This window comes from Streptomyces sp. NPDC001787, from assembly GCF_040297465.1.
In the GTDB taxonomy this organism is placed as follows: domain Bacteria; phylum Actinomycetota; class Actinomycetes; order Streptomycetales; family Streptomycetaceae; genus Streptomyces.
Genome location: NZ_JBEOZE010000001.1, coordinates 381,340 through 401,674, shown reverse-complemented (window position 1 = coordinate 401,674; position 20,335 = coordinate 381,340). Strand labels below are relative to the sequence as shown.

Sequence of the window (20,335 nt, the reverse complement as noted above, 5' to 3'; positions counted from 1 at the left end):
GAGCGCAGCCCGGCGCGTCCGGCGTGTCCGGCGTGTCCGGCCGGCATCCGGCCGGACTACCCGGGCCGCGGTACCGCGGGCGGGAGCCCGGATCTGTGGGTCCGGGCGGTCCGGGCGCCTGTCCGGGCGCCCGTCGGGGCCGCCGGGACGATGAAGGGGCCTGTCCCGCGTATGTACGCGCGGGACAGGCCCCTTCGTCGTCAGCCGTCCGTCAGGGAGCGGGCCGGCGGATCACACGCCCGAGGGCTCCGTCTCGCGGGCCTCGTCCGTGGCCCGCGCGGCCGGAAGTCCGGACTTCCCGGCGCGCTTGGCCGCCTTCTTCCCGGCCCGGCGCTCCTTGCGCAGCTCGACCATCGCGTACAGCGTCGGCACGAGCAGCAGCGTCAGCAGCGTGGAGGTGATCAGACCGCCGATCACCACGACCGCCAGCGGCTGCGAGATGAAGCCGCCCTCGCCGGTGACGCCGAGCGCCATCGGGAGCAGCGCGAAGATCGTCGCCAGTGCGGTCATCAGGATCGGGCGGAGCCGGTGACGGCCGCCCTCGACGACCGCCTCGACGATGCCCATGCCCTGGGACCGGTACTGGTTGATCAGGTCGATCAGCACGATCGCGTTGGTCACCACGATGCCGATCAGCATCAGCATGCCGATCATCGCGGGAACGCCCATCGGGGTGCCGGTGATGATGAGCAGCCCCAGCGCGCCGGTGGCCGCGAACGGGATGGAGATCAGCAGGATCAGCGGCTGGACCAGGGACCGGAAGGTCGCCACCAGCAGCATGAAGACGATCGCGATGGCCGCCAGCATGGCGAGGCCCAGCTTCATGAAGGCGTCGTTCTGGTCCTCGGAGACTCCGCCGATGGTGGCGGTGGCACCCTCCGGGAGGTCCAGGGCGTCGATCTTCGACTGGAGCGAGGTGGAGACCGCGCCGGTGTTGTCGCCGATGGGCTTGGCGGTGATCGTCGCGGCGCGCTGACCGTCGATCCGGGTCATCGAGACCGGGCCGGGGACCAGCTTCACCTCGGCGATCGTGCCGAGCCGGACCGGGCCGAGCGGCAGGTCCTTGAGCTCGGCCATCGTGGTGGCCGGGTGGGAGGACCGGACGATGATGTCACGCTCGGTGTCGTCCAGGATCGCCTTGCCGGACGGGGTGCCGCGCACCGCACCGGCGACGGCCGCGCCGAGGGTGGCCTGGTCGAATCCGGCCGCGGCGGCCTTGTCGTTGGCCTTGACCGAGATCCGCGGGATGCTCTGCGCCAGGTCGCTCTGGACGTCGGTGACGTCCTTGATCTTGCCGACCTCGGTGCGTACCGCTTCGGACGCCTTCTTCAGGACGTCGCCGTCGGAGGCCTTGACCACCACGCTGAGGTCCTGGCTGCCGAAGCCGTCGCCCGCGGCGATGGTGGTGTCCCCGATGCCGTCGAGCTTGCCGAGGGCCTCGTCGATACGGTCCTGAGCGGCGTCGAAGTCGGCCGCGTCCTTCAGGGTGACCTGGTAGGAGGCCTGGTTGGCGCCCGTACCGCCGCCGAAGGCCGCCATGAAGCCGGAGGAGCCGACGGTGACCTGGTAGTCCTTGACGCCCTTGTCGTCGTCGAGGACCTTCTCGACCTTCCGGGCCGCCTTGTCGGCGGCTTCCAGGCTGGTGCCGGGCGTCAGCTCCTGCTTGATGGAGAGGACTTCCTGCTCACCCTGGTCGAAGAAGTTCGTCTTGAGCAGCGGCACCATGCCGAAGGTGGCGAAGAGCACCGCGACGGCGATGACGATGCTGGTGATACGGCGCCGGGTCGCGAACCGGAGCACCGGGACGTAGAGCCGCTGGAGCTTGCTGGCCGCTTCCTTCTCCTCCGCCTTGCGGCGTGCCTCGGCCGGGTTCTCCTCCGTGCCCTCGGGGGCGCGCAGGAACCAGAACGAGAGGACCGGGACGACGGTCAGCGAGACCAGCAGGGAGGCCAGCAGGGCCGCGGTGACGGTGAGCGAGAACGAGCCGAAGAGCTGTCCGACCATGCCGCCGACCAGACCGATCGGAAGGAAGACGGCGACCGTGGTCAGCGTGGAGGCGGTGACCGCTCCGGCCACTTCCTGGACGGCCGCGATGATCGCCGGCCGGCGCTCCTCGCCGTAGCCGAGGTGCCGCTTGATGTTCTCCAGGACCACGATCGAGTCGTCGACGACACGGCCGATGGCGATCGTGAGCGCGCCGAGCGTGAGCATGTTCAGCGAGAGGTCGCGGGTCCAGAGCACGATCAGCGCGAGGACCACGGAGAGCGGGATGGAGACCGCGGTGACCAGGGTCGAGCGCAGCGAGGCGAGGAAGACCAGGATCACGATGACCGCGAAGAGGAGGCCGAGCGCGCCCTCGGTGGTCAGACCGGAGATCGCCTTGGAGACGGCGGGGCCCTGGTCGGAGACGACGGTCAGTTCGGCGCCGGCGCCGAGGTCCTTGCGCAGGTCCGGGAGCTTCTCCTTGACGGCGTCCGAGATGGCGACGGCGCTGCCGTCCTTGTCCATCGTCGCCATGACGGCGAGGCTCGGCTTGCCGTTCGTCCGGGTGATGGAGACCGCGGTGGAGGGCTCCTGCTTCACCTCGGCGACATCACCGAGGCGAACCGGCTTTCCGGGCTGACCGGTCGCCGGGTCCTTGGCGGCGACCTGGAGGTCCTGGATCTGCTTCAGCGAGGTGTAGCCGCCGCCGACCTGGATGGTGCGGCTCTTGCCCGCCTCGGAGAACGCACCAGCCGGGACGGTGGCGCCGCCCGCCTGGAGCGCCTGGGCCAGCGATCCGGCGTTCAGGCCGGCCCCGGCGAGCTTCTTGTCGTCGGGGACGACGGAGATCTGGAGGTCCTGGACCCCGTCGACGGCGACCTGGCCGACGCCCTCGATGTCCTCCAGGGCGGGGACGACCGTGCGGTCCAGCTGGTCGGCGAGCGCCTGCTGGTCCTTGTCGGCGGTGACAGCGAGGACCACGGTCGGGATGTCGTCGGTGGAACCGGCGATGACCTGGGGGTCCACGTCGTCGGGGAGCTGGATGCGGGCCCGGTTCACGGCCTGCTGGATGTCGGCGACGAGCTGCTTGGTGCCCTCGTCACCGAAGTCGAACGTCGCCATGATGACGGCGTTGCCCTCGCTGGCGGTCGAGGTTATGCCCTCGATGCCGTCGACGGCCTTGATGGAGTTCTCCAGGGGTTCGACGACCTGCTTCTCGACCACATCGGGAGACGCACCCGGATAGGGGGCCAGCACCGACACCATCGGGAGTTCGATGGTGGGCAGCAGCTGCTGCTTGAGCTGCGGGATCGCGATCGCTCCGAAGACGAGCGCGACGATCGAGATCAGCCCGATCAGGGCCCTTTGCGCGAGGCTGAATCTGGACAGCCAGGACATGGGTGGGTCTCTCTTCTGTGGCTTGCGCGGCAGATGGGCGGGAGGAGGAACGGGGAAGCCTCCCGCCGCTTTGTACCGACCGGTACACGGGGGACGGGGAAAGGAGCGGGGCCGGATATGTCCGGCCGGCGGGACTGAGGATCGGTGGATGGCCGAGCCGTGGTGAGTGACGGCAACGCCGCAGATGTGCGTGCCCCGCCCCGCGACCCCGCCCCCAGGTACTGGTCGTTCTCATACGATCGCCGATCCAGGTGGCCGGGACGTCGGCCCCCGGGTTGCTTTCTTATGTCGCGCATACCGCAGGTGGAGTACGCCGGATCTCCACCTGTAGCCGCACCCGGCGCTCCACCTCTCCTCCGGCCGGCGCTCCGCGGTCACTCCGCCCGGTGCTGCGCGGTCGCTCCGGCCGGTGCTCCGCGGGTCACTCCAGCCGGGCTCGTACCAGCCCCGACTCGTAGGCGATGACGACGAGTTGGGCCCGGTCGCGGGCGCCGAGCTTCGCCATGGCCCGGTTGACATGGGTCTTGACGGTGAGCGGGCTGACGGCGAGCCGCTCGGCGATCTCGTCGTTGGAATGTCCGCCCGCGACCAGCACGAGGACCTCGCGTTCGCGCACGGTGAGCGCGGCGAGCCGCTCGGAGTACGCGGCGGAGTCCGGCCCCTCCCCCGAACTTCCGCCCTGGGCGAGGAAGGTGGCGATGAGCCCCTTCGTCGCCGCCGGGGAGAGCAGCGCCTCACCGCCCGCCGCGACACGGATGGCATTGAGCAGTTCGTCCGGTTCCGCACCCTTTCCGAGGAAGCCCGAGGCTCCGGCGCGCAGTGACTGAACGACGTACTCGTCCACCTCGAACGTGGTGAGCATGACGACGCGCACCTCCGCCAGATCCGGGTCGGCGCTGATCATGCGGGTGGCGGCGAGCCCGTCCGTGCCCGGCATCCGGATGTCCATCAGCACCACGTCGGCGCGCGTCGAGCGGGCCAGCTCCACCGCCTGCGCACCGTCCGCCGCCTCCCCGACGACCTCCATGTCGGGCTCCGAGTCCACCAGCACCCGGAACGCGCTGCGCAGCAGCGCCTGGTCGTCGGCGAGCAGCACCTTGATCGGTGTCATCCGCGTCCCCCCGTCCTGCCCGCCGTGCCCGGCCGCTCCGGTTCACCCGTGCGGGCCCTGACCGGCAGGATCGCATGCACCCGGAATCCGCCTCCGTACCGAGGCCCCGCGGTGAGGGTGCCGCCGAGCGCGGTGACGCGTTCGCGCATGCCGACGAGGCCGTGGCCGCCGCCGTGGCGGTCCTCGTCCTCGACGGCGGGGCGGGCGTCACCGCCGCGGCCGTTGTCGAGCACCGTGACCTCGGCCGTCACCCCGACCCGGATGACGCTCACCTCGGCCCTGGCACCGGACCCCGCGTGTTTGCGGACATTGGTCAGCGCCTCCTGGATGACCCGGTAGGCGGCCAGGTCGACGGCCGCGGGCAGCGGGGGCTCGCTGTCGGCACAGGCCACCTCGACGGGGAGCCCGGCGTTGCGGAAGGTGGCCACCAGCCCACCGAGGACGGCGAGCCCGGGGGCGGGTTCGGTGGGGGCCTCGGGGTCGCCGGACTGCCGCAGCAGCCCGACCGTGGCCCGGAGTTCGTTGAGCGCCGAGCGGCTGGCGTCCCGGACGTGGGCGAGCGCCTCCTTGGCCTGGTCCGGGCGCCTGTCCATGACATGGGCGGCCACCCCGGCCTGGACATTGACCAGGGCGATGTGGTGGGCGACGACGTCGTGCAGGTCCCGGGCGATCCGCAGCCGCTCCTCGGCGACCCGGCGGCGGGCCTCCTCCTCGCGGGTGCGCTCGGCGCGTTCGGCACGTTCCCTGATCGCGTCGACGAACGCGCGCCTGCTGCGGACCGCGTCCCCGGCGGCGCCCGCCATCCCGGTCCAGGCGAAGACGCCGAGGTTCTCCTGCGCGTACCAGGGGGACGAGCCGAAGACCATCACGGCCACGGTCAGCACCGCCATGGTGACCAGGCCGACCCGCCAGGTGGTGGGCCGGTCGGTGCGGGAGGCGACGGTGTAGAGGGCGATGACGACACCCATGACGACCGGGGCCGGCGGGTCCGTCAGCACGAACTCCGCCGCCGCCAGGGCGCCGGTGAAGGCGAGCACCGCCATGGGGCGCCTGCGGCGCAGCACGAGGGCTCCGGCGCTGAGCGCCATCATGAACACGCTGAAGACCTCGGGGCTGCGGGTGCCGAAGCTCGGCCTCCCGTCGTTCGCCGCGCCCGGGTCGGCGAACGACGCGCAGATCATGCTCAGGAACACGATGAGGGCGAGGGCCCCGTCGAACGCCAGGGGATGGTCCCGCAGCCAGCGGCGGGCGCGCACGAGCCCGGTCGAGAGGGTGGTCACATCGGGCAACGGTACGGCGTGTCGTACACGGATTCGTCAGCGCGGTGTGCGAATACGACCACAGAACCGCCACTGCCCCGAAGCCGGGCCCGGAAGCCGCGGCGGACAGCACGGTGCCCCGCAGCCGGCGGACCGGGCGGGGCACTGTGCGAGGCGGGTGCTGTCGGAGCGTGGAGCGGGAGTCGTGCGCGGCGGCTGTCAGCCGGGGATCAGCCCGTCGTCGCGGAGCATGGCGCGCACCTCTTCGAGGGTCGCGTCCGGCGACGGCAGGATCAGCCCGGACGGCTCCAGGGAGTCGTCCGGCAGGGGTGTACCGAGCTCGCGCACCTTGTCCAGGAGCGCATGGAGCGTGGCGCGAAAGCCGGAGCCGTCGCCGCTCTCCATTTCCGCGAGCAGTACGTCGTCGAGCTCGTTGAGCTCGGCGACATGACTGTCGGCCAGTCTGACCTGGCCCTCCCCCATGATCCGTACGATCATGACGTTGCCCTTACTGCTTGTCGAACCTGTGCGGGGACTGCTGCGACTGCGGTGCGGCGTCCTGGGCGCCGCCCTCGATGGCCTGCTGCGAGGAGGAGGAGCCGCCGGCCAGTTCGGCCTTCATGCGCTGCAGCTCCAGCTCCACATCCGTACCACCGGAGATCCGGTCCAGCTCGGCGGCGATGTCGTCCTTCGCCGTGCCGGTCGGGTCGTCCAGGGCTCCGGAGGCGAGCAGCTCGTCGATGGCACCGGCCCGCGCCTGGAGCTGCTGGGTCTTGTCCTCGGCCCGCTGGATCGCCAGACCGACGTCGCCCATCTCCTCGGAGATCCCGGAGAAGGCCTCGCCGATCCGGGTCTGCGCCTGGGCTGCCGTGTAGGTCGCCTTGATCGTTTCCTTCTTCGTACGGAAGGCGTCGACCTTGGCCTGAAGGCGCTGGGCCGCGAGAGTGAGTTTCTCCTCCTCACCCTGCAGCGTGGTGTGCTGCGTCTCCAGGTCCGTGACCTGCTGCTGGAGGGCGGCGCGCCGGGAAAGCGCCTCGCGGGCCAGGTCCTCGCGGCCGAGCGCGAGTGCCTTGCGGCCCTGGTCCTCCAGCTTGGACGACTGTCCCTGCAGCTGGTTCAGCTGCAGCTCCAGCCGCTTGCGCGAGGTCGCCACATCGGCGACGCCGCGGCGCACCTTCTGAAGCAGCTCCAGCTGCTTCTGGTACGAGTAATCGAGGGTCTCGCGCGGATCCTCGGCCCGGTCAAGGGCCTTGTTTGCCTTCGCGCGGAAGATCATCCCCATACGCTTCATGACACCGCTCATGGGCTTCGCGCGCCCCCTTCTGACGGACTGAGCTCCAGCACTCCAACAGAACCCACAGTACGGGCCCTGTCTCTATTACCGCACTGTTCGGACGCGGATGTGCTCCTCCCCAAGGACGACTGCGCCCGGAGAACGCTCCAGCCCAGGGAGTAGGTGGCGGTCAGGGAGGCGGGTGACAAACGTCCGTTCTGCCCCGTCAGGACCCATCTCGAACGGCGGGCCGTTGCCGGATCGTTCCCGCCCGGTCCGTACGTGTCGCGGCCGACCCCGTACCCTTGGGTTTTGTGTTCCGTAGCCGTGCCAAGGAAGAGAAGGTCCCCACCGACAAGGTGACGACGGACCTCTCCAGGCAGTCCCGCGACCCGCAGGCCCCCAAGGGCCGCCCGACCCCCAAGCGCAGCGAGGCCCAGACGCAGCGCCGGCGTGCCTCCAGCACGCCGACCGACCGCAAGGCGGCCATGAAGCGCCAGCGCGAAGCGCGCCGCGTCGACATGGCCAAGCAGCGCGAGGCGCTCGCCACTGGCGACGAGCGCTACCTCCCCGTGCGCGACAAGGGGCCGGTCCGGCGCTTCGTCCGCGACTTCGTGGACTCGCGCTTCTGTGTCGCCGAGTACTTCCTGCCGCTCGCAGTGATCATCCTGATCCTCAGCGTGATCCAGATCCAGAACATCCAGAACATCTCGCTGCTGCTCTGGCTCGGCGTGATCGTGCTGATCGTGGTCGACTCGATCGGCCTCGCGTTCCGGCTCAAGAAGCAGCTGCGGGAGCGTTTCCCGGACACCCCGAAGCGTGGTGCCGTCGCGTACGGCCTGATGCGCACGCTCCAGATGCGCCGCCTGCGGCTTCCCAAGCCCCAGGTCAAGCGCGGAGAGCGGCCCTGAGTACGGAGACCTCCGGGTTCACGGGGGTCTCTTCGGCGTGGCTGGACGGTCTCGGCGGCCTGCGCAACACGGTCCGCCAGGAACTCGTCGCCCGACAGCTGGACGAGCAGATAGCCGCGCGCTTCCCGGTGGGGCAGCGGCTGCGGGTGCTCGACGTCGGCATGGGCCAGGGCACCCAGGCCCTGCGCCTGGCGCGGGCCGGGCACTCGGTGACCGGGCTGGAGTCCGACGCGGCCATGCTGCGGGCGGCCCGTGAGTCGCTGTCGGTGGAGCCCGAGGGCATCCGGGAGCGGGTCAGGCTGATCGAGGGCGACGGCCGGGACACCGGGGTGCACTTCCTGCCCGGCAGCTTCGACGTGGTCCTCTGCCACGGCGTGCTGATGTACGTGCCGGAGCCGGACCCGATGCTGGCGGGCCTGGCCCGGATGCTGGCCCCCGGCGGGCTGCTCTCGCTGCTCGTACGGAACGCGGACGCGCTGGCGATGCGCCCCGGGTACGCCGGTGACTTCGCGGGCGCGCTGGCGGCCTTCGACACCGCCACGTACACCAACCGGCTCGGCCTCACGGTGCGGGCCGACCGGCTCGACGCCCTGACGGCCACGCTGGCCGGGATCGCGGCGCCGCTGCACGCCTGGTACGGGGTCCGGGTCTTCACGGACAACGTGGGCAACGACGTGGAGCTGCCCGCCGCCACGGAGCTGGAGCAGCTGCTGGCCGCGGAGGACCGGGCCGCGCGGACGGATCCGTACCGCCGGGTGGCGGCCCTGCTGCATCTGTGCGGAGTACGCGGCTGACGCCGCGGGGGCGGGCCGCGCGTACGGCCCCGGGTGGGCCGGAGGCGGCGCCGCCGCCCCGTTCGGCCCATCAGCACAGGCCCCGCGGGGGTCTGTGCCATGAGACTGCCGGACATGGACTCCTCACACTCCCGACACCCCCTCAGCCGGGTGCGACGGCTGCTGATGCCGCTGACCGCGGGCGTCTGCGCGATCACCCTGGTGGGCGGCTGCTCCGATTCCGGATCCGGCTCCGTGGAACCCGGCTCCAGTCCGACGGGCGCGGCACAGGGTTCGGCCTCCCGCGCCACCAATGACCTCCAGGACGACTACCAGGCCGTCATCAAGGACGTACTGCCCTCGGTCGTGCAGATCGACGCCTCCGACAGTCTGGGCTCCGGCATCGTCTACGACGGCAAGGGGCACATCGTCACGAACGCCCACGTCGTCGGCGAGGAGAAGTCCTTCAAGGTCAGCGTCGCCACCGGGGGCAAGGTCCTCAGCGCCTCGCTCGTCTCCACGTACCCGGAACAGGATCTGGCCGTCATCAAGCTCGACGCGGTCCCCGACGGGCTGAAGGCGGCGAGGTTCGGCGACTCGGAGAAGGTCGAGGTGGGGCAGATCGTGATGGCGATGGGCTCGCCGCTCGGTCTGTCCAGCAGCGTCACCCAGGGCATCGTCTCGGCCCTCGGCCGGACCGTGAGCGAGAGCCGTTCGGGCGGTGGCACCGGGGCCACGATCGCCGACATGGTGCAGACCTCCGCGGCGATCAACCCGGGCAACAGCGGTGGCGCGCTGGTGAACCTCAACAGCGAGGTGATCGGCATTCCGACGCTGGCGGCGACCGACCCCCAGATGGGTGACAGCGCGGCGCCCGGGATCGGGTTCGCGATCCCGGTCTCGATGGTGAGGACGGTCGCCGACCAGATCATCGAGACCGGCAGGGTCACCGACTCGGGGCGGGCGGCGCTGAACATCACCGGCCGCACGGTCGTCGACGACAGTTACCGGCCGGCCGGGGTGGCGCTGGTCAGCGTGACCAAGGGCGGCGCCGCCGACAAGGCGGGGCTGCGGGTCGGCGACATCATCACCGAGGTGGGCGACGCCCCCGTCACGACGATCACCTCGCTCTCGGAGGCCCTGGCGGGCGAGAAGCCCGGCCAGAAGGTCGAGGTGACCTACACGCGCGGCGACACGGAGAGGACGGCCCAGGTCACGCTGGGCGAGATCTGATCCGGTCCGCGGACCGGGTCTCCCGGGAGCGGAACGGACCGGATCTCCCGGGAGCGGGAAGGGCGGGCGGTACAGGTGGAAGTCCCTGTACCGCCCGCCCTTCCCGCTTTCCGTCGTCCGGCTTCCCGTCGGACGGGACCGGGCGGTGCTCGGCGTCAGGCCCGGTCCGTCGTGTCGGCCCGGTCCTCCGCGCCGGCGCCCTCCGCGCCCCCGGCCCCGTCCGCGCGCAGGCTCATCGGGCCGTAGATCTCGACCGAGTCCTCGAACAGCGTCACCTGCTCCGCCCCGCCCGCCAGGAGCTCCTTCCAGAACTCACCGATCCAGGACTCCGCGTCCCCCTGCGTCGTGAACTCCTCCGGCTGCAGCGCCGGCTCCGTCTCCGTACCGTCGGACTTCTCGAACCGCCACGTCCACGCCATGTCCGCCTCCTGGGTCACGTTGCTGCCCGAAGCCTAGCCGGGCGCGCACCCCGGGCGGGGACGCGGGAGGATCATCGTGTGGAACTGACTCTGCTCGGCACCGGAGCCCCCGAGGGCCTGCCCCGGCCCGACTGCCCCTGCGCCGTCTGCGCGACGGCCCACGGCCCGCGGGCACGGGCCGCGACCGCCCTGCTGGTCGACGACGCGCTGCTGCTCGACCTCACCCCCGGGGCCGTGCTCGCGGCCGCCCGCGCGGGGCGTTCGCTGACCGGGGTGCGCCAGGTCCTGCTGACCCACCCCCACGACGGGCCCGCCGTCGAGCTGCCCGCCGTGCTGCCGCCGGCCGGGCGGGTGCCGGACGGCCAGGTACTGACCCTGATCAGCGGCCACCGGGTACGGGCGGTGCCGATGGACGCCCCGGGGACCGGCTACGAGGTGACCTCGCCGGAGGGCGAACGGCTGCTGTACCTCCCGCCGGGAGCGGCGCCCGCCGGACTCACCGACCGGGCGACGGCGCCGTACGACATGGTGGCCGGCGATGTGATCGCACGGCCCGACGCCGTGGCCCGGCTGCGGGCCGTCGACGCGATCGGCCCGACCACCGAGGTCATCGCCGTCCATCTGGACCACGACGCGCCTCCGGGCGCCGCGCTGGACCGCCGGCTCGCGGCCGCCGGTGCGCGGGCCGTGCCGGACGGTACGACGCTGGTGGTGGGCGAGTACCACGCGGTCCCGGATGTGCCCCGGCGCACGCTGGTGACCGGTGGCGCGCGGTCCGGGAAGTCGCTGGAGGCCGAGCAGCGTCTGGAGACCTTCCCCGCGGTGGTGTACGTGGCGACCGGGGGCCGGCGCGACGGCGACGCCGAGTGGGCGGCGCGGGTGGGGCTGCACCGGGAGCGCAGGCCCGCCGCGTGGCAGACCGAGGAGACCTGCGAGCTGGCGGAGCTGCTGTCGGCGGACGGGCCCCCGCTGCTGATCGACTGTCTGTCGCTGTGGCTGACGGACGCGATGGACCGGGTGGGCGCCTGGGACGACGCTCGGTGGGCGGACGGTGGCGAGGAGGCATTGCGGGAGCGGGTGGCGGAGCTGGCCGCCGCGGTGCGCGCGACCCGGCGCAAGGTGGTGGCGGTGACCAATGAGGTGGGCGCGGGGGTGGTGCCGGCGACGGCCGCGGGGCGGCGGTTCCGGGACGAGCTGGGGCGGCTGAACGCGGCGGTCGCGGCCGAGTGCGAGGAAGTGCTGCTGGTGGTGGCGGGACAGGTGCTGGTACTGCGGGGGTGAGCCCGCCTCCGGGCGTACTCGGGGGAAGGCGGCACCGGTACTGTTCCCGGCAGGAGCCCGCCGCCGGGTTCCCGGACCCCGACGTGACGACCCGCGAGGCAGACCTCCGTGAATCTGGACGACTTCTCCGACCTGATCGAACGCCCCGACGGCGGCGTACGGCGCGATGCCGAGGAACGCCGGGAGCGGCTGACCGTTCCCCCGGGTGCCCTCGGCCGCCTCGACGAGCTGGCCGAGTGGCTCTCCGCCGCGCAGCAGTCCGTACCGGTCAAGCCGGTCGAGCGGCCGCGCGTGGTGCTCTTCGCCGGCGACCACGGGGTCGCGGAGCTGGGGGTGTCCGGCCGTGCGGCGGGGAGCGCCCACGAGCTGGTCCGGGCCGCGCTGGACGGCGCGAGCCCCGTGTCGGTACTGGCCCGCCGCTTCTCCGTACCGGTGCGGATCATCGACGCGGGGGTGGACTGCGACCCGGAGCTGCTGCCCGAGTCCGTCGTACGGCACCGGGTGCGGCGCGGCAGCGGGCGGATCGACATCGAGGACGCGCTGACGGCGGAGGAGGCCGAGCAGGCGGTACGCCTGGGTATGGCGATCGCCGACGAGGAGGCCGACTCCGGCACCGACCTGGTGGTGCTCGGCGATCTGAGTGTCGGCGGCACCACGGCCGCGGCCACGCTGATCGCCGCGCTGTGCGGCACGGACGCCTCCGTGGTCACGGGGCGCGGCGGTGCGGGCATCGACGATCTGGCTTGGATGCGCAAGTGCGCGGCGATCCGGGACGCGCTGCGCCGGGCCCGGCCGGTCCTCGGTGACCAGTTGGAGCTGCTGGCCACGGTCGGCGGTGCGGATCTCGCCGCGACGACGGGCTTCCTGCTCCAGAGCGCGGTGCGCCGGATGCCGGTGATCCTGGACGGCGTCGTGTCGGCGGCCTGCGCGCTGGTGGCGCAGCGGGCGGCGTTCCGGGCTCCGGACTGGTGGCTGGCGGGTCAGGTCAGCGGTGAGCCCGCGCAGACGAAGGCGCTGGACCGGATGGCCCTGACGCCGCTCCTCGACCACGGCGTCACGGTCGGCGAGGGCAGCGGAGCACTGCTCGCCCTGCCGCTCGTCCAGGCCGCGGCGGCGCTGGCCGCCGAACTTCCCGAGGGGGCGCCGGAAGCGGAAGCGGAGGCCGAAGCGGAAGCTGATGTGGAAGCTGATGTGGAGGCTGATGAGGACGCCGAAGCGGACGGCGCCGCCGGTCACGCGGACCCCGACCACGCCGTCCCCGTGACGGGCGACGCGAAGAGCGGCGGCTGACCGCTCCCGGACACACGCGGGCCGCGCATACCGGTCGCAGCCCGCGTCACCACGATCCGCGATGCCCCATATGATCGCGTTTCATGGGAGAGGTCCGATTGTCGAGTGAGGAAGCCGGGCGCAGTACCGCCCGGTCACGGCGCAGCGCGGCGTTCGCGATCTGGTACCTGCGTGTCGTCTCGTTCATCAATTTCCTGAGCGCCGTCTGGGTCACTCTCGGCCAGGACCTGCGGCGCCACAACACCGAGAACTTCTTCACGCCCTATCTGCTCACCGCGGGCTTCTCCTCCGGAGTGGTCGCGCTCTTCCTGGCGGTCACGATGCGGCGGCGCAAGCGGGCCGCCTGGATCGTCAATGTGGTGGCGGGCGGGCTTCTGCTGCTGCTCCTGGCTCTCGCGTTCCTCTTCCCGGAGATCAGACAGCACGCGCAGAACTGGATCTCGCTGGCCCTCACCGCGGCGTTCGTCCTGGCGCTGCTGCTGGGCCGGCGGGAGTTCTACGCGAAGGGCGACCGCTCCAACCCCAGGCTGGCGGCCGTCGTGGCGGCCGTCGGGCTGCTGGTCACCTCGCTGCTCGCCGCGGGGCTGGTCACCCTCACCAACACCGCGCACGACGACCACCGCTCGACGTTCCTGGACCGCTGGCGCTACGGGGCGCTGCGGCTGATCTCGGTCGCCGCGGACGACTCACGGTTCCCCGGCATCACCACGCCGGGCTGGGTCGATGTCGTCATCAACATCCTGTCCACGCTGCTGCTGATCGCCGTGGTGTACGTGGCCTTCCGGGCCCGCCGGGCCGTCGACGCGCTCACCCCCGAGGACGAGGCGAGGCTCCGCGGGCTTCTGGACAAGTACGGCGACCGCGACTCGCTCGGCTACTTCGCGCTGCGGCGCGAGAAGAGCGCCGTGTGGTCGCCGACCGGGAAGGCGGCCGTGGTCTACCGGGTGGTCGGCGGGGTCTCGCTCGCCTCCGGCGACCCGATCGGCGACCCCGAGGCCTGGCCGGGCGCGATCACACCGTGGCTCGCCGAGGCCCGGGAGCACGGCTGGATCCCGGCGGTCATGGGCGCGAGCGAGGAGGCGGGCACCGTCTACGCCCGGCACGGCCTGGACGCGCTGGAGCTGGGCGACGAGGCGATCGTGGAAACGGCCGATTTCACCCTCGAAGGGCGTGCGATGCGCACCGTGCGCCAGGCGTACAACCGGGTCCGGCGGGCCGGTTACGAGGTGACCGTCCGACGGCACGCGGACATTCCCGCCGACGAGATGGCCGAGCTGCTGCGCCGCGCCGACGACTGGCGCGACGGGGCCACCGAACGCGGCTTCTCCATGGCTCTCGGGCGCCTGGGCGACCCGGCGGACGGGCGGTGCGTGATGCTGGAGTGCCGCGACGCCCCCGCGGGGAGCGACACCCCCGGCAGCGGCGGCCCCGCCGGGGACGGCGGGGCGGACAGGAAGCCGGGCGAGCTGCGCGCCGTCCTGAGCTTCGTCCCCTGGGGCCCGCACGGCCTCTCGCTGGACCTGATGCGCCGCGACCGGGACGCGGAGAACGGCCTGATGGAGTTCATGGTCATCGAGCTGCTCCAGCGCTCCGGGGAGATCGGGATCACGCAGGTCTCGCTCAACTTCGCGATGTTCCGGTCCGTCTTCGAGAGGGGATCGCGACTGGGTGCCGGACCGGTGCTGCGACTGTGGCGCTCCCTGCTGAGCTTCTTCTCGCGCTGGTGGCAGATCGAGTCGCTCTACCGCGCCAACGCCAAGTACCGACCGATCTGGGAGCCCCGATTCATGCTCTTCGAGAAGAGCGCCGACCTGTTGCGCATCGGCGTCGCGGCGGGCCGCGCCGAAGGGTTCCTGGAGGCTCCCGGGCTGCCCAGGTGGATGCACCGCACCCATCTGGAGACCCGTAGATGACCCTCCGTACGGGCGCCCTGCGCTCGGCGGCCCGCCGGGAGTGGGGGCCGCTGCTGGGAACCGTACGGCGGACACTGGCCGCACGCGGAGTGCGGGCCCTGCCGCTGACGCTGACGGCCGTGTTCCTGACGGCGCTGATACAGGTGGTGCAGAACCGGTCCTGGGGATTGCGGACCGTGCAGAACCTCGGCGCGGTGCGGGCCGAGGACCCGTTGTGGCTCGCTCTGCTGCGTACCCCGCTGTCGCCGTTCGTCCCCGCGCTCGACCTGCCGGTGTGGGGTGCGCTGGCGCAGTTGCTCCTGGTGCTCGGCATCGCCGAGATCACTCTGGGGCGCGGGCGCACGCTGGGTATCGCGTACCTGGCGACACTGGCCGGGACACTGTACGCGCGGATCGGCGTCGCGGTCGGTCCGGCGGGGTTCTTCGGACTGCCCGCCTCCGACGCCCAGGTGGTGGACACGGGGCCGTCGGCGGCGGTGGTGGGGCTCGCGGTGTACGTCTGCTGCGCCTACCGGGCCTGGTTCACCGGGGCACTCGTGATCGTGGCGATGGTGGTGGAGATCGTCTTCAAGGACAACCTGGCGGGCAAGGAACATCTCGCCGCGATCGCCGCCGTACTGGTGCTGTGCGCCGTGGCCGAGTGGCGCCGGCACACGCGCCGGCGCGGTCAGGACCGGGGCGCGGGCGGCAGCGGCACCCGGTCCGGGGCCCCGCCGATGAGGTCCTGAAACCTGCGGCGCGGCCCCACCCACCGCACGTCGTGGTGGTAGGCGCGCAGCACCGCCCGGGAGCGGGCCCGGTGCCGGCCCCGGTAGAAGCGCCTCGCCCACAACGATGTCGGCCGGGCCAGCCGGATCGCGCCGATCAGCGCGATGAACGGGACGAGCGTGCCGACCACCGCCATCCGCGCCTTGCCCTTGAACAGGGCGATCAGCACGAAGCAGAAATTGATCACGACGGACAGGATGACGCTCAGCCGGCTCTGCTGTTCGTCACCGCTGACGTCGTCCACCCCCAGCGGTGAGAAGCCCGCGAGGACCAGCAGGACGAGCGAGGCCGTGAGGACGACGACCTCCACGCTGCGGCGGCCCTCCTCGGTCCAGTACACGTCGTCGAGGTGGAGGATCAGCGCGAACTCGTCGAGCACGAGCCCCGCTCCCACCCCGAAGATCACCGCGAAGACCCCGGCGGTCACCCCGTGGCGTCCGCTCGCCACCGCGCCGAAGCCGCCGACCACGGACAGCACGACCCCGGGCACCACATGGTGGATGTGCACCCCGCCCGGGGTGATGTTGCGGAAGGGCCCCTTCCCCGCCCGGATCATGCGGGTGATGGTGCGGGTGACCGCGAAGGTCAGGACGAAGGCGCTCAACGCCAGGAGCAGTGGGAGCTTGCCCGGCTCGGTGATGTTGGTGTGCCACCAGTGACCCATGCCACCCACTCCCGATACGTCACACTACTCAGCCTTTGAGGCGTTTTGCCCAATCTATCGGCGAGATGAACCGGCTAGCCTGCCCGCGGTGACCTCCCTGAACAGCCACGGCATACGTTTCGCCTTCGGCACGCTGACCGTGCTCCCCGTCCGCGTCACCCGCTGGGACCGCGAGAGCGCCCGCGCCGGAATGCTCTGCGCCCCGCTCGCCGGTCTGGTCGTGGGCCTGCTCGCCGCCGCGCTCGGTTCCCTGCTGCTGCTGTGCGGGGCGGGGCCGCTGCTCGCGGCGGTCGCCTCCGTCGCGGTGCCCGCGGCCCTCACCCGGGGCCTGCACCTGGACGGTCTGGCGGACACCGCGGACGGCCTCGGCAGCGCCAAACCGGCCGAGGACGCCCTGCGGATCATGAAGCAGTCGGACATTGGGCCGTTCGGTGTCATCACGCTGCTCCTGGTCCTGCTGGCCCAGGTCGCGGTCCTCTTCCAGCTGTACGCGCAGGGCTGGGCGCACGGGGCGCTGGGGGCGGCCGTCGCCGCCGTCGCGGCTCGGCTCGCGCTCACCCTGGCATCGCGTCAGGGCGTGCCCGCGGCCCGCCCGGAGGGGCTGGGCGCGGTGGTCGCGTCCACGGTTCCCAGGGGGCGCGCGGTGGTGGCCGGGGTCCTCACGGTGGCGGGCTGCGCGGCGGCGGGTGCGCTGGTGGGCCCGTACGGGGCACCGCACCACGCGCTCGCCGTACTGGGCGCCCTCGTGGCCGCGGAGCTGCTGCTCAGGCACTGTGTACGGCGCTTCGGCGGAGTGACCGGGGATGTCTTCGGCGGGCTGGAGGAGACGGCGGCGACAGCGGCCCTGGTGATCCTGGCGCTGGGGGCGTGAGCCGCCGGGCCGGTCCACCACCGGCCGGGCCGAACCGGCCCCCGCCCCAGAACCGGAACGGGAACCCGAAGCGGAACCGGAACCGGAGGCAGAACCGGAAGCGGAAGCGGAAGCGGAACCGCGCCCCAGACTCCGCGCCTCGCGCCCCCGGGCTCCGCGCCCCGGGCTCCGGTCAGCAGGCCTTCCGCCAGACGCCGAGCTCGTACTTCTTGAGCAGGGAGCTCAGCCCCAGTCGCCGGGAGTCCGGGCAGAACCGGGCCACCGGCAGCTCGTACTCGACGTGGAAGACGGCCTTGCCCGCCTCGATGAACGGGGTGAGATCCCCGCATTCCCCGAACTGGGCGCACTGTTCGTTGACCGCGAAGTCGAAGTCCCCCACCAGCTGCGGGATCTGGTCCAGGTCGTTCTTCAGTCCCACGGCGAGCCCGTGGCGGTGGGCGATGCGGGCGATGAGGCGGTTGTAGCGCAACTGGTCGGCGGCGGTGAGCGGAAAGCCAGTGCGGTTGCGGTAGCCGTCCATGTTGTCCGGCTCCACGGCGTCGAAGCCCTTCTTCGCGCACATGGCGATCCGGGCCTCCATCAGCGGCTCCAGGATGTCGACGGCGCGGATGTCGAACCAGCGCTCGCCCTCCCAGCCGTTGCCCCGGCCGAGCACCGCGGCGGGGAACTTCCCGGCGTCCGGGCGGAAGTCCTCCCAGGCGCCGGTGGAGAGGTAGCAGATCACCTTGCGGTCCCGGCGGTGCAGAGCGGCGACCGCCGCCGCGTCGTGATCGAAGCCGTCGATGTCGTACACCGGGACGTCGACCGTCGGATCGAGCCGGCCGGAAAGCTGCCACTGCCAGTCCAGGCCCGGCTCCGGACGCCAGCGGGATCCGGTGTCCGGACGGGCGGATCCGGAGCCCTCCTCGGGGCCGGATTCCGGCCGCCCCGGGGTACAGCCGGAGAGCAGGACCAGCAGAATCAGTACGGTGACGGGCACCGGCGACCACCGCCCCGTACCCTCTGCCCCACCCCAGCCCCGCACCGTTCCCCCGCTTCTCCCGGTTTCTCCCGGCTTCTCGGCCTGCCCGGCACCGGCCGGAACAACGACCCTACTGCGGGGCCGCGTTCCCTCCGGCCCCGCCCGGCGGGGAGGACCGCCGGAGGCGCGCCGGAGCACCGCGGCGGGGGCGGACCGGACCGGGAACGGCCCGCCGCCGTTATCCAACAGGAAAGGCGCGCGTAGGCTCATTCCCGGCACATTGCGGCGGCGTCTACGATGCGCCGGGCACGGTCGGCCCACCCCTCGACCGACTCAGAACTCAACGGAAGCGAGATTTCACCACCGTGACTGCTCTCACTCTCAGCACCTCCGGCGCGGCGACGCTGCGCGCCGACGCACTCGTCGTCGGCGTCGCGAAGGGTGCCAAGGGCCCGGTCCTGGCACCGGGCGCCGAGGCCGTGGACAAGGCGTTCGACGGAAAGCTCGCCACCGTCCTGGAGACCCTGGGTGCCACAGGTGCCGAGGGCGAAGTGACCAAGCTCCCCGCGCCGTCCGGCCTCAAGGCCCCGGTCGTCATCGCGGTCGGTCTCGGTCCGGTCCCGGACAAGGACGACGCGTACGACTCCGAGGCGCTGCGCCGGGCCGCGGGCAGCGCCGCCCGCGCGCTGACCGGTTCGAAGAAGGCCGGCTTCGCCCTGCCGGCCGAGTCCGTCGAGGACGCCGAGGCCGTCGCCGAGGGCGCGCTGCTCGGCGCGTACGCCTTCACCGCCTACCAGGGCGGCGAGAACAAGCTCGCTCCCAAGGGCAAGAAGGACAGCGGTCCGAAGCAGCCGCTCGCCGAGGTGGCGCTGCTCGGCGCCAAGCCGCGCGACAAGGCGTTCAAGGCCGCCGCCGAGCGCGCCGTCGCCCTCGCCGAGGAGATCAACCGCGCCCGCGACCTGATCAACACCCCGCCGAACGACCTGTACCCCGAGTCCTTCGCCGCCGTGGCCACCGCCGCCGGCAAGGAGCACGGCATCAAGGTGCAGATCCTCGACGAGAAGGCGCTCGTCAAGGGCGGCTTCGGCGGTCTGCTGGGCGTCGGCCAGGGCTCGTCCCACGGCCCCCGCCTGGTGAAGCTCGCCTACACGCACCCGAAGGCGGAGAAGACCCTGGCCCTCGTCGGCAAGGGCATCACCTACGACTCGGGCGGCATCTCGCTGAAGCCGGCCGGCCACAACGAGACGATGAAGTGCGACATGAGCGGCGCCGCCGCCGTGTTCGCCGCCGTCGTCGCGGCCGCCCGTCTCGGCCTCCAGGTCAACGTCACCGGCTGGCTGGCGCTCGCCGAGAACATGCCGTCCGGCAACGCCACCCGCCCGGGTGACGTGCTGCGCATGTACAGCGGCAAGACCGTCGAGGTGCTCAACACGGACGCCGAGGGCCGCCTGGTGCTCGCCGACGCGCTGACCCGCGCCTCGGAGGAGAAGCCGGACGCGATCGTCGACGTGGCGACCCTGACCGGCGCGATGGTGCTGGCGCTCGGCAACCGCACGTTCGGCATCATGGCGAACGACGACGCCTTCCGTACCTCCATCCACGAGATCGCCGAGGAGGTCGGCGAGGCCTCCTGGCCGATGCCGCTCCCCGCCGACCTGCGCAAGGGCATGGACTCCCCGACCGCCGACATCGCCAACATGGGCGAGCGGATGGGCGGCGGCCTGGTGGCCGGTCTGTTCCTCCAGGAGTTCGTGGGCGAGGGCATCGCCTGGGCGCACCTGGACATCGCCGGTCCGGCCTTCCACGAGGGCGCGCCGTACGGTTACACGCCCAAGGGCGGCACCGGTTCCGCGGTCCGCACCCTGGTGCGGCTGGCCGAGCGCACCGCCGCCGGAGACCTCGGCTGAGTCAGCCGGCGTCGTACGGCCCCGGGCATATGTCCGGGGCCGTATGTGTTCTTCCGTCGGTATCGCCGCACGGTCCGGGCGGGTTTCGCTCTCGACGAAATCCGTACGTCTCCACGCAGCGGTAACCGTCCGGGACGGACGATCATCCGTCCCAGACCCGGGCCCCGCGTCCCGCCCACCGTCAACAAGTGCGAAGATGGGTTCTCGGCAGGACAGGGCCCCCACCACAGGGCCGAACAACAAAGCGGCCGAACACCAGCCGACCGGCCGGTCACACCCCAGCGACGGGGCCCGGCGTACGGCGCACATGCATGGAGGAC

At 72.1% G+C, this 20,335-nt stretch carries 17 protein-coding genes; 9 read left to right on the top strand and 8 right to left on the bottom strand.

The features are described from left to right. Window positions 1–231 precede the first annotated feature (231 nt). The 5 genes from ABT170_RS01670 to ABT170_RS01650 all read right to left on the bottom strand — a co-directional run bounded on the left by ABT170_RS01670 (window position 232) and on the right by ABT170_RS01650 (window position 7,042). Window positions 232–3,381, bottom strand: a complete 3,150-nt coding sequence (locus tag ABT170_RS01670; RefSeq protein WP_351863403.1) for an efflux RND transporter permease subunit — start codon at window positions 3,379–3,381, stop codon at window positions 232–234. 421 nt (window positions 3,382–3,802) lie between these two features. Further along, window positions 3,803–4,492 carry a response regulator gene (locus ABT170_RS01665; protein ID WP_266930013.1) on the bottom strand — a complete coding sequence of 230 codons (690 nt, stop codon included), beginning with the start codon at window positions 4,490–4,492 and terminating at the stop codon, window positions 3,803–3,805. Beyond that, the gene (locus ABT170_RS01660; RefSeq protein ID WP_329943197.1) at window positions 4,489–5,772 is read right to left on the bottom strand and encodes a sensor histidine kinase; all 1,284 of its coding nucleotides are present in this window, start codon (window positions 5,770–5,772) and stop codon (window positions 4,489–4,491) included. Before ABT170_RS01660 ends, ABT170_RS01665 begins: the two co-directional genes overlap by 4 nt. Before the next feature lie 198 nt (window positions 5,773–5,970). After that, on the bottom strand, window positions 5,971–6,249 hold the full coding sequence (pspAA, locus tag ABT170_RS01655; RefSeq protein WP_329943198.1) for a PspA-associated protein PspAA: 279 nt from the start codon (window positions 6,247–6,249) through the stop codon (window positions 5,971–5,973). Between the two features lie 10 nt (window positions 6,250–6,259). After that, window positions 6,260–7,042 carry a PspA/IM30 family protein gene (locus ABT170_RS01650; RefSeq protein ID WP_266930018.1) on the bottom strand — a complete coding sequence of 261 codons (783 nt, stop codon included), beginning with the start codon at window positions 7,040–7,042 and terminating at the stop codon, window positions 6,260–6,262. A 296-nt stretch (window positions 7,043–7,338) separates the two neighbouring features. Between ABT170_RS01650 and ABT170_RS01645 the strand changes: the two genes are divergently transcribed. From ABT170_RS01645 to ABT170_RS01635, 3 genes are all read left to right on the top strand, one after another. Then, on the top strand, window positions 7,339–7,935 hold the full coding sequence (locus tag ABT170_RS01645) for a DUF3043 domain-containing protein (RefSeq protein ID WP_266930020.1): 597 nt from the start codon (window positions 7,339–7,341) through the stop codon (window positions 7,933–7,935). Window positions 7,936–7,994: 59 nt separating this feature from the next. Continuing rightward, window positions 7,995–8,729 (top strand): class I SAM-dependent methyltransferase, encoded by a 735-nt coding sequence (locus ABT170_RS01640; RefSeq protein WP_329943463.1) that lies wholly within the window; start codon window positions 7,995–7,997, stop codon window positions 8,727–8,729. Window positions 8,730–8,843: 114 nt separating this feature from the next. Beyond that, window positions 8,844–9,941 carry a S1C family serine protease gene (locus tag ABT170_RS01635; protein ID WP_329943199.1) on the top strand — a complete coding sequence of 366 codons (1,098 nt, stop codon included), beginning with the start codon at window positions 8,844–8,846 and terminating at the stop codon, window positions 9,939–9,941. 155 nt (window positions 9,942–10,096) lie between these two features. Here ABT170_RS01635 and ABT170_RS01630 read toward each other — a convergent pair whose 3' ends face one another. Beyond that, window positions 10,097–10,360 (bottom strand): hypothetical protein, encoded by a 264-nt coding sequence (locus tag ABT170_RS01630; RefSeq protein WP_329943200.1) that lies wholly within the window; start codon window positions 10,358–10,360, stop codon window positions 10,097–10,099. 78 nt (window positions 10,361–10,438) lie between these two features. On the opposite strand from ABT170_RS01630, the gene ABT170_RS01625 reads away from it, so the two are divergent. From ABT170_RS01625 to ABT170_RS01610, 4 genes are all read left to right on the top strand, one after another. Next, window positions 10,439–11,641 (top strand): bifunctional adenosylcobinamide kinase/adenosylcobinamide-phosphate guanylyltransferase, encoded by a 1,203-nt coding sequence (locus ABT170_RS01625; RefSeq protein WP_329943201.1) that lies wholly within the window; start codon window positions 10,439–10,441, stop codon window positions 11,639–11,641. A gap of 108 nt (window positions 11,642–11,749) precedes the next feature. Continuing rightward, entirely contained in the window at window positions 11,750–12,931 is a 1,182-nt protein-coding gene (gene cobT, locus ABT170_RS01620; protein WP_351863398.1) for a nicotinate-nucleotide--dimethylbenzimidazole phosphoribosyltransferase, read from the top strand. 83 nt (window positions 12,932–13,014) lie between these two features. Further along, complete coding sequence (locus tag ABT170_RS01615) at window positions 13,015–14,844, top strand: phosphatidylglycerol lysyltransferase domain-containing protein (protein ID WP_351863396.1); 1,830 nt, start codon at window positions 13,015–13,017, stop codon at window positions 14,842–14,844. Beyond that, window positions 14,841–15,572, top strand: coding sequence for a hypothetical protein (locus tag ABT170_RS01610; RefSeq protein ID WP_329943204.1), 732 nt, complete (start codon window positions 14,841–14,843; stop codon window positions 15,570–15,572). Before ABT170_RS01615 ends, ABT170_RS01610 begins: the two co-directional genes overlap by 4 nt. On the opposite strand, the gene ABT170_RS01605 is transcribed toward ABT170_RS01610, so the two are convergent. Next, window positions 15,512–16,276, bottom strand: coding sequence for a hypothetical protein (locus tag ABT170_RS01605; protein ID WP_351863393.1), 765 nt, complete (start codon window positions 16,274–16,276; stop codon window positions 15,512–15,514). The two genes, ABT170_RS01610 and ABT170_RS01605, sit on opposite strands and share 61 nt — an antisense overlap. 88 nt (window positions 16,277–16,364) lie before the next feature. On the opposite strand from ABT170_RS01605, the gene ABT170_RS01600 reads away from it, so the two are divergent. Further along, window positions 16,365–17,147 (top strand): adenosylcobinamide-GDP ribazoletransferase, encoded by a 783-nt coding sequence (locus ABT170_RS01600; RefSeq protein WP_351863391.1) that lies wholly within the window; start codon window positions 16,365–16,367, stop codon window positions 17,145–17,147. Window positions 17,148–17,319: 172 nt separating this feature from the next. Here the strand turns inward: ABT170_RS01600 and ABT170_RS01595 are convergent, their stop codons facing one another. After that, window positions 17,320–18,126: an endo alpha-1,4 polygalactosaminidase gene (locus tag ABT170_RS01595; protein ID WP_351863389.1), complete on the bottom strand. Its 807-nt coding sequence runs from the start codon at window positions 18,124–18,126 to the stop codon at window positions 17,320–17,322. A gap of 347 nt (window positions 18,127–18,473) precedes the next feature. Between ABT170_RS01595 and ABT170_RS01590 the strand changes: the two genes are divergently transcribed. After that, window positions 18,474–20,015 carry a leucyl aminopeptidase gene (locus ABT170_RS01590; protein WP_329943208.1) on the top strand — a complete coding sequence of 514 codons (1,542 nt, stop codon included), beginning with the start codon at window positions 18,474–18,476 and terminating at the stop codon, window positions 20,013–20,015. Window positions 20,016–20,335: the final 320 nt, after the last annotated feature.

Excerpts from the sequence above, each read along its gene's own strand:
- ABT170_RS01670 (WP_351863403.1), bottom strand. The coding sequence starts at position 3,381 with ATGTCCTGGCTGTCCAGATTCAGCCTCGCGCAAAGGGCCCTGATCGGG.
- ABT170_RS01665 (WP_266930013.1), bottom strand. The coding sequence starts at position 4,492 with ATGACACCGATCAAGGTGCTGCTCGCCGACGACCAGGCGCTGCTGCGC.
- pspAA (WP_329943198.1), bottom strand. The coding sequence starts at position 6,249 with ATGATCGTACGGATCATGGGGGAGGGCCAGGTCAGACTGGCCGACAGT.
- ABT170_RS01650 (WP_266930018.1), bottom strand. The coding sequence starts at position 7,042 with ATGAAGCGTATGGGGATGATCTTCCGCGCGAAGGCAAACAAGGCCCTT.
- ABT170_RS01635 (WP_329943199.1), top strand. The coding sequence starts at position 8,844 with ATGGACTCCTCACACTCCCGACACCCCCTCAGCCGGGTGCGACGGCTG.
- ABT170_RS01630 (WP_329943200.1), bottom strand. The coding sequence starts at position 10,360 with ATGGCGTGGACGTGGCGGTTCGAGAAGTCCGACGGTACGGAGACGGAG.
- ABT170_RS01615 (WP_351863396.1), top strand. The coding sequence starts at position 13,015 with ATGGGAGAGGTCCGATTGTCGAGTGAGGAAGCCGGGCGCAGTACCGCC.
- ABT170_RS01610 (WP_329943204.1), top strand. The coding sequence starts at position 14,841 with ATGACCCTCCGTACGGGCGCCCTGCGCTCGGCGGCCCGCCGGGAGTGG.
- ABT170_RS01605 (WP_351863393.1), bottom strand. The coding sequence starts at position 16,276 with ATGGGTCACTGGTGGCACACCAACATCACCGAGCCGGGCAAGCTCCCA.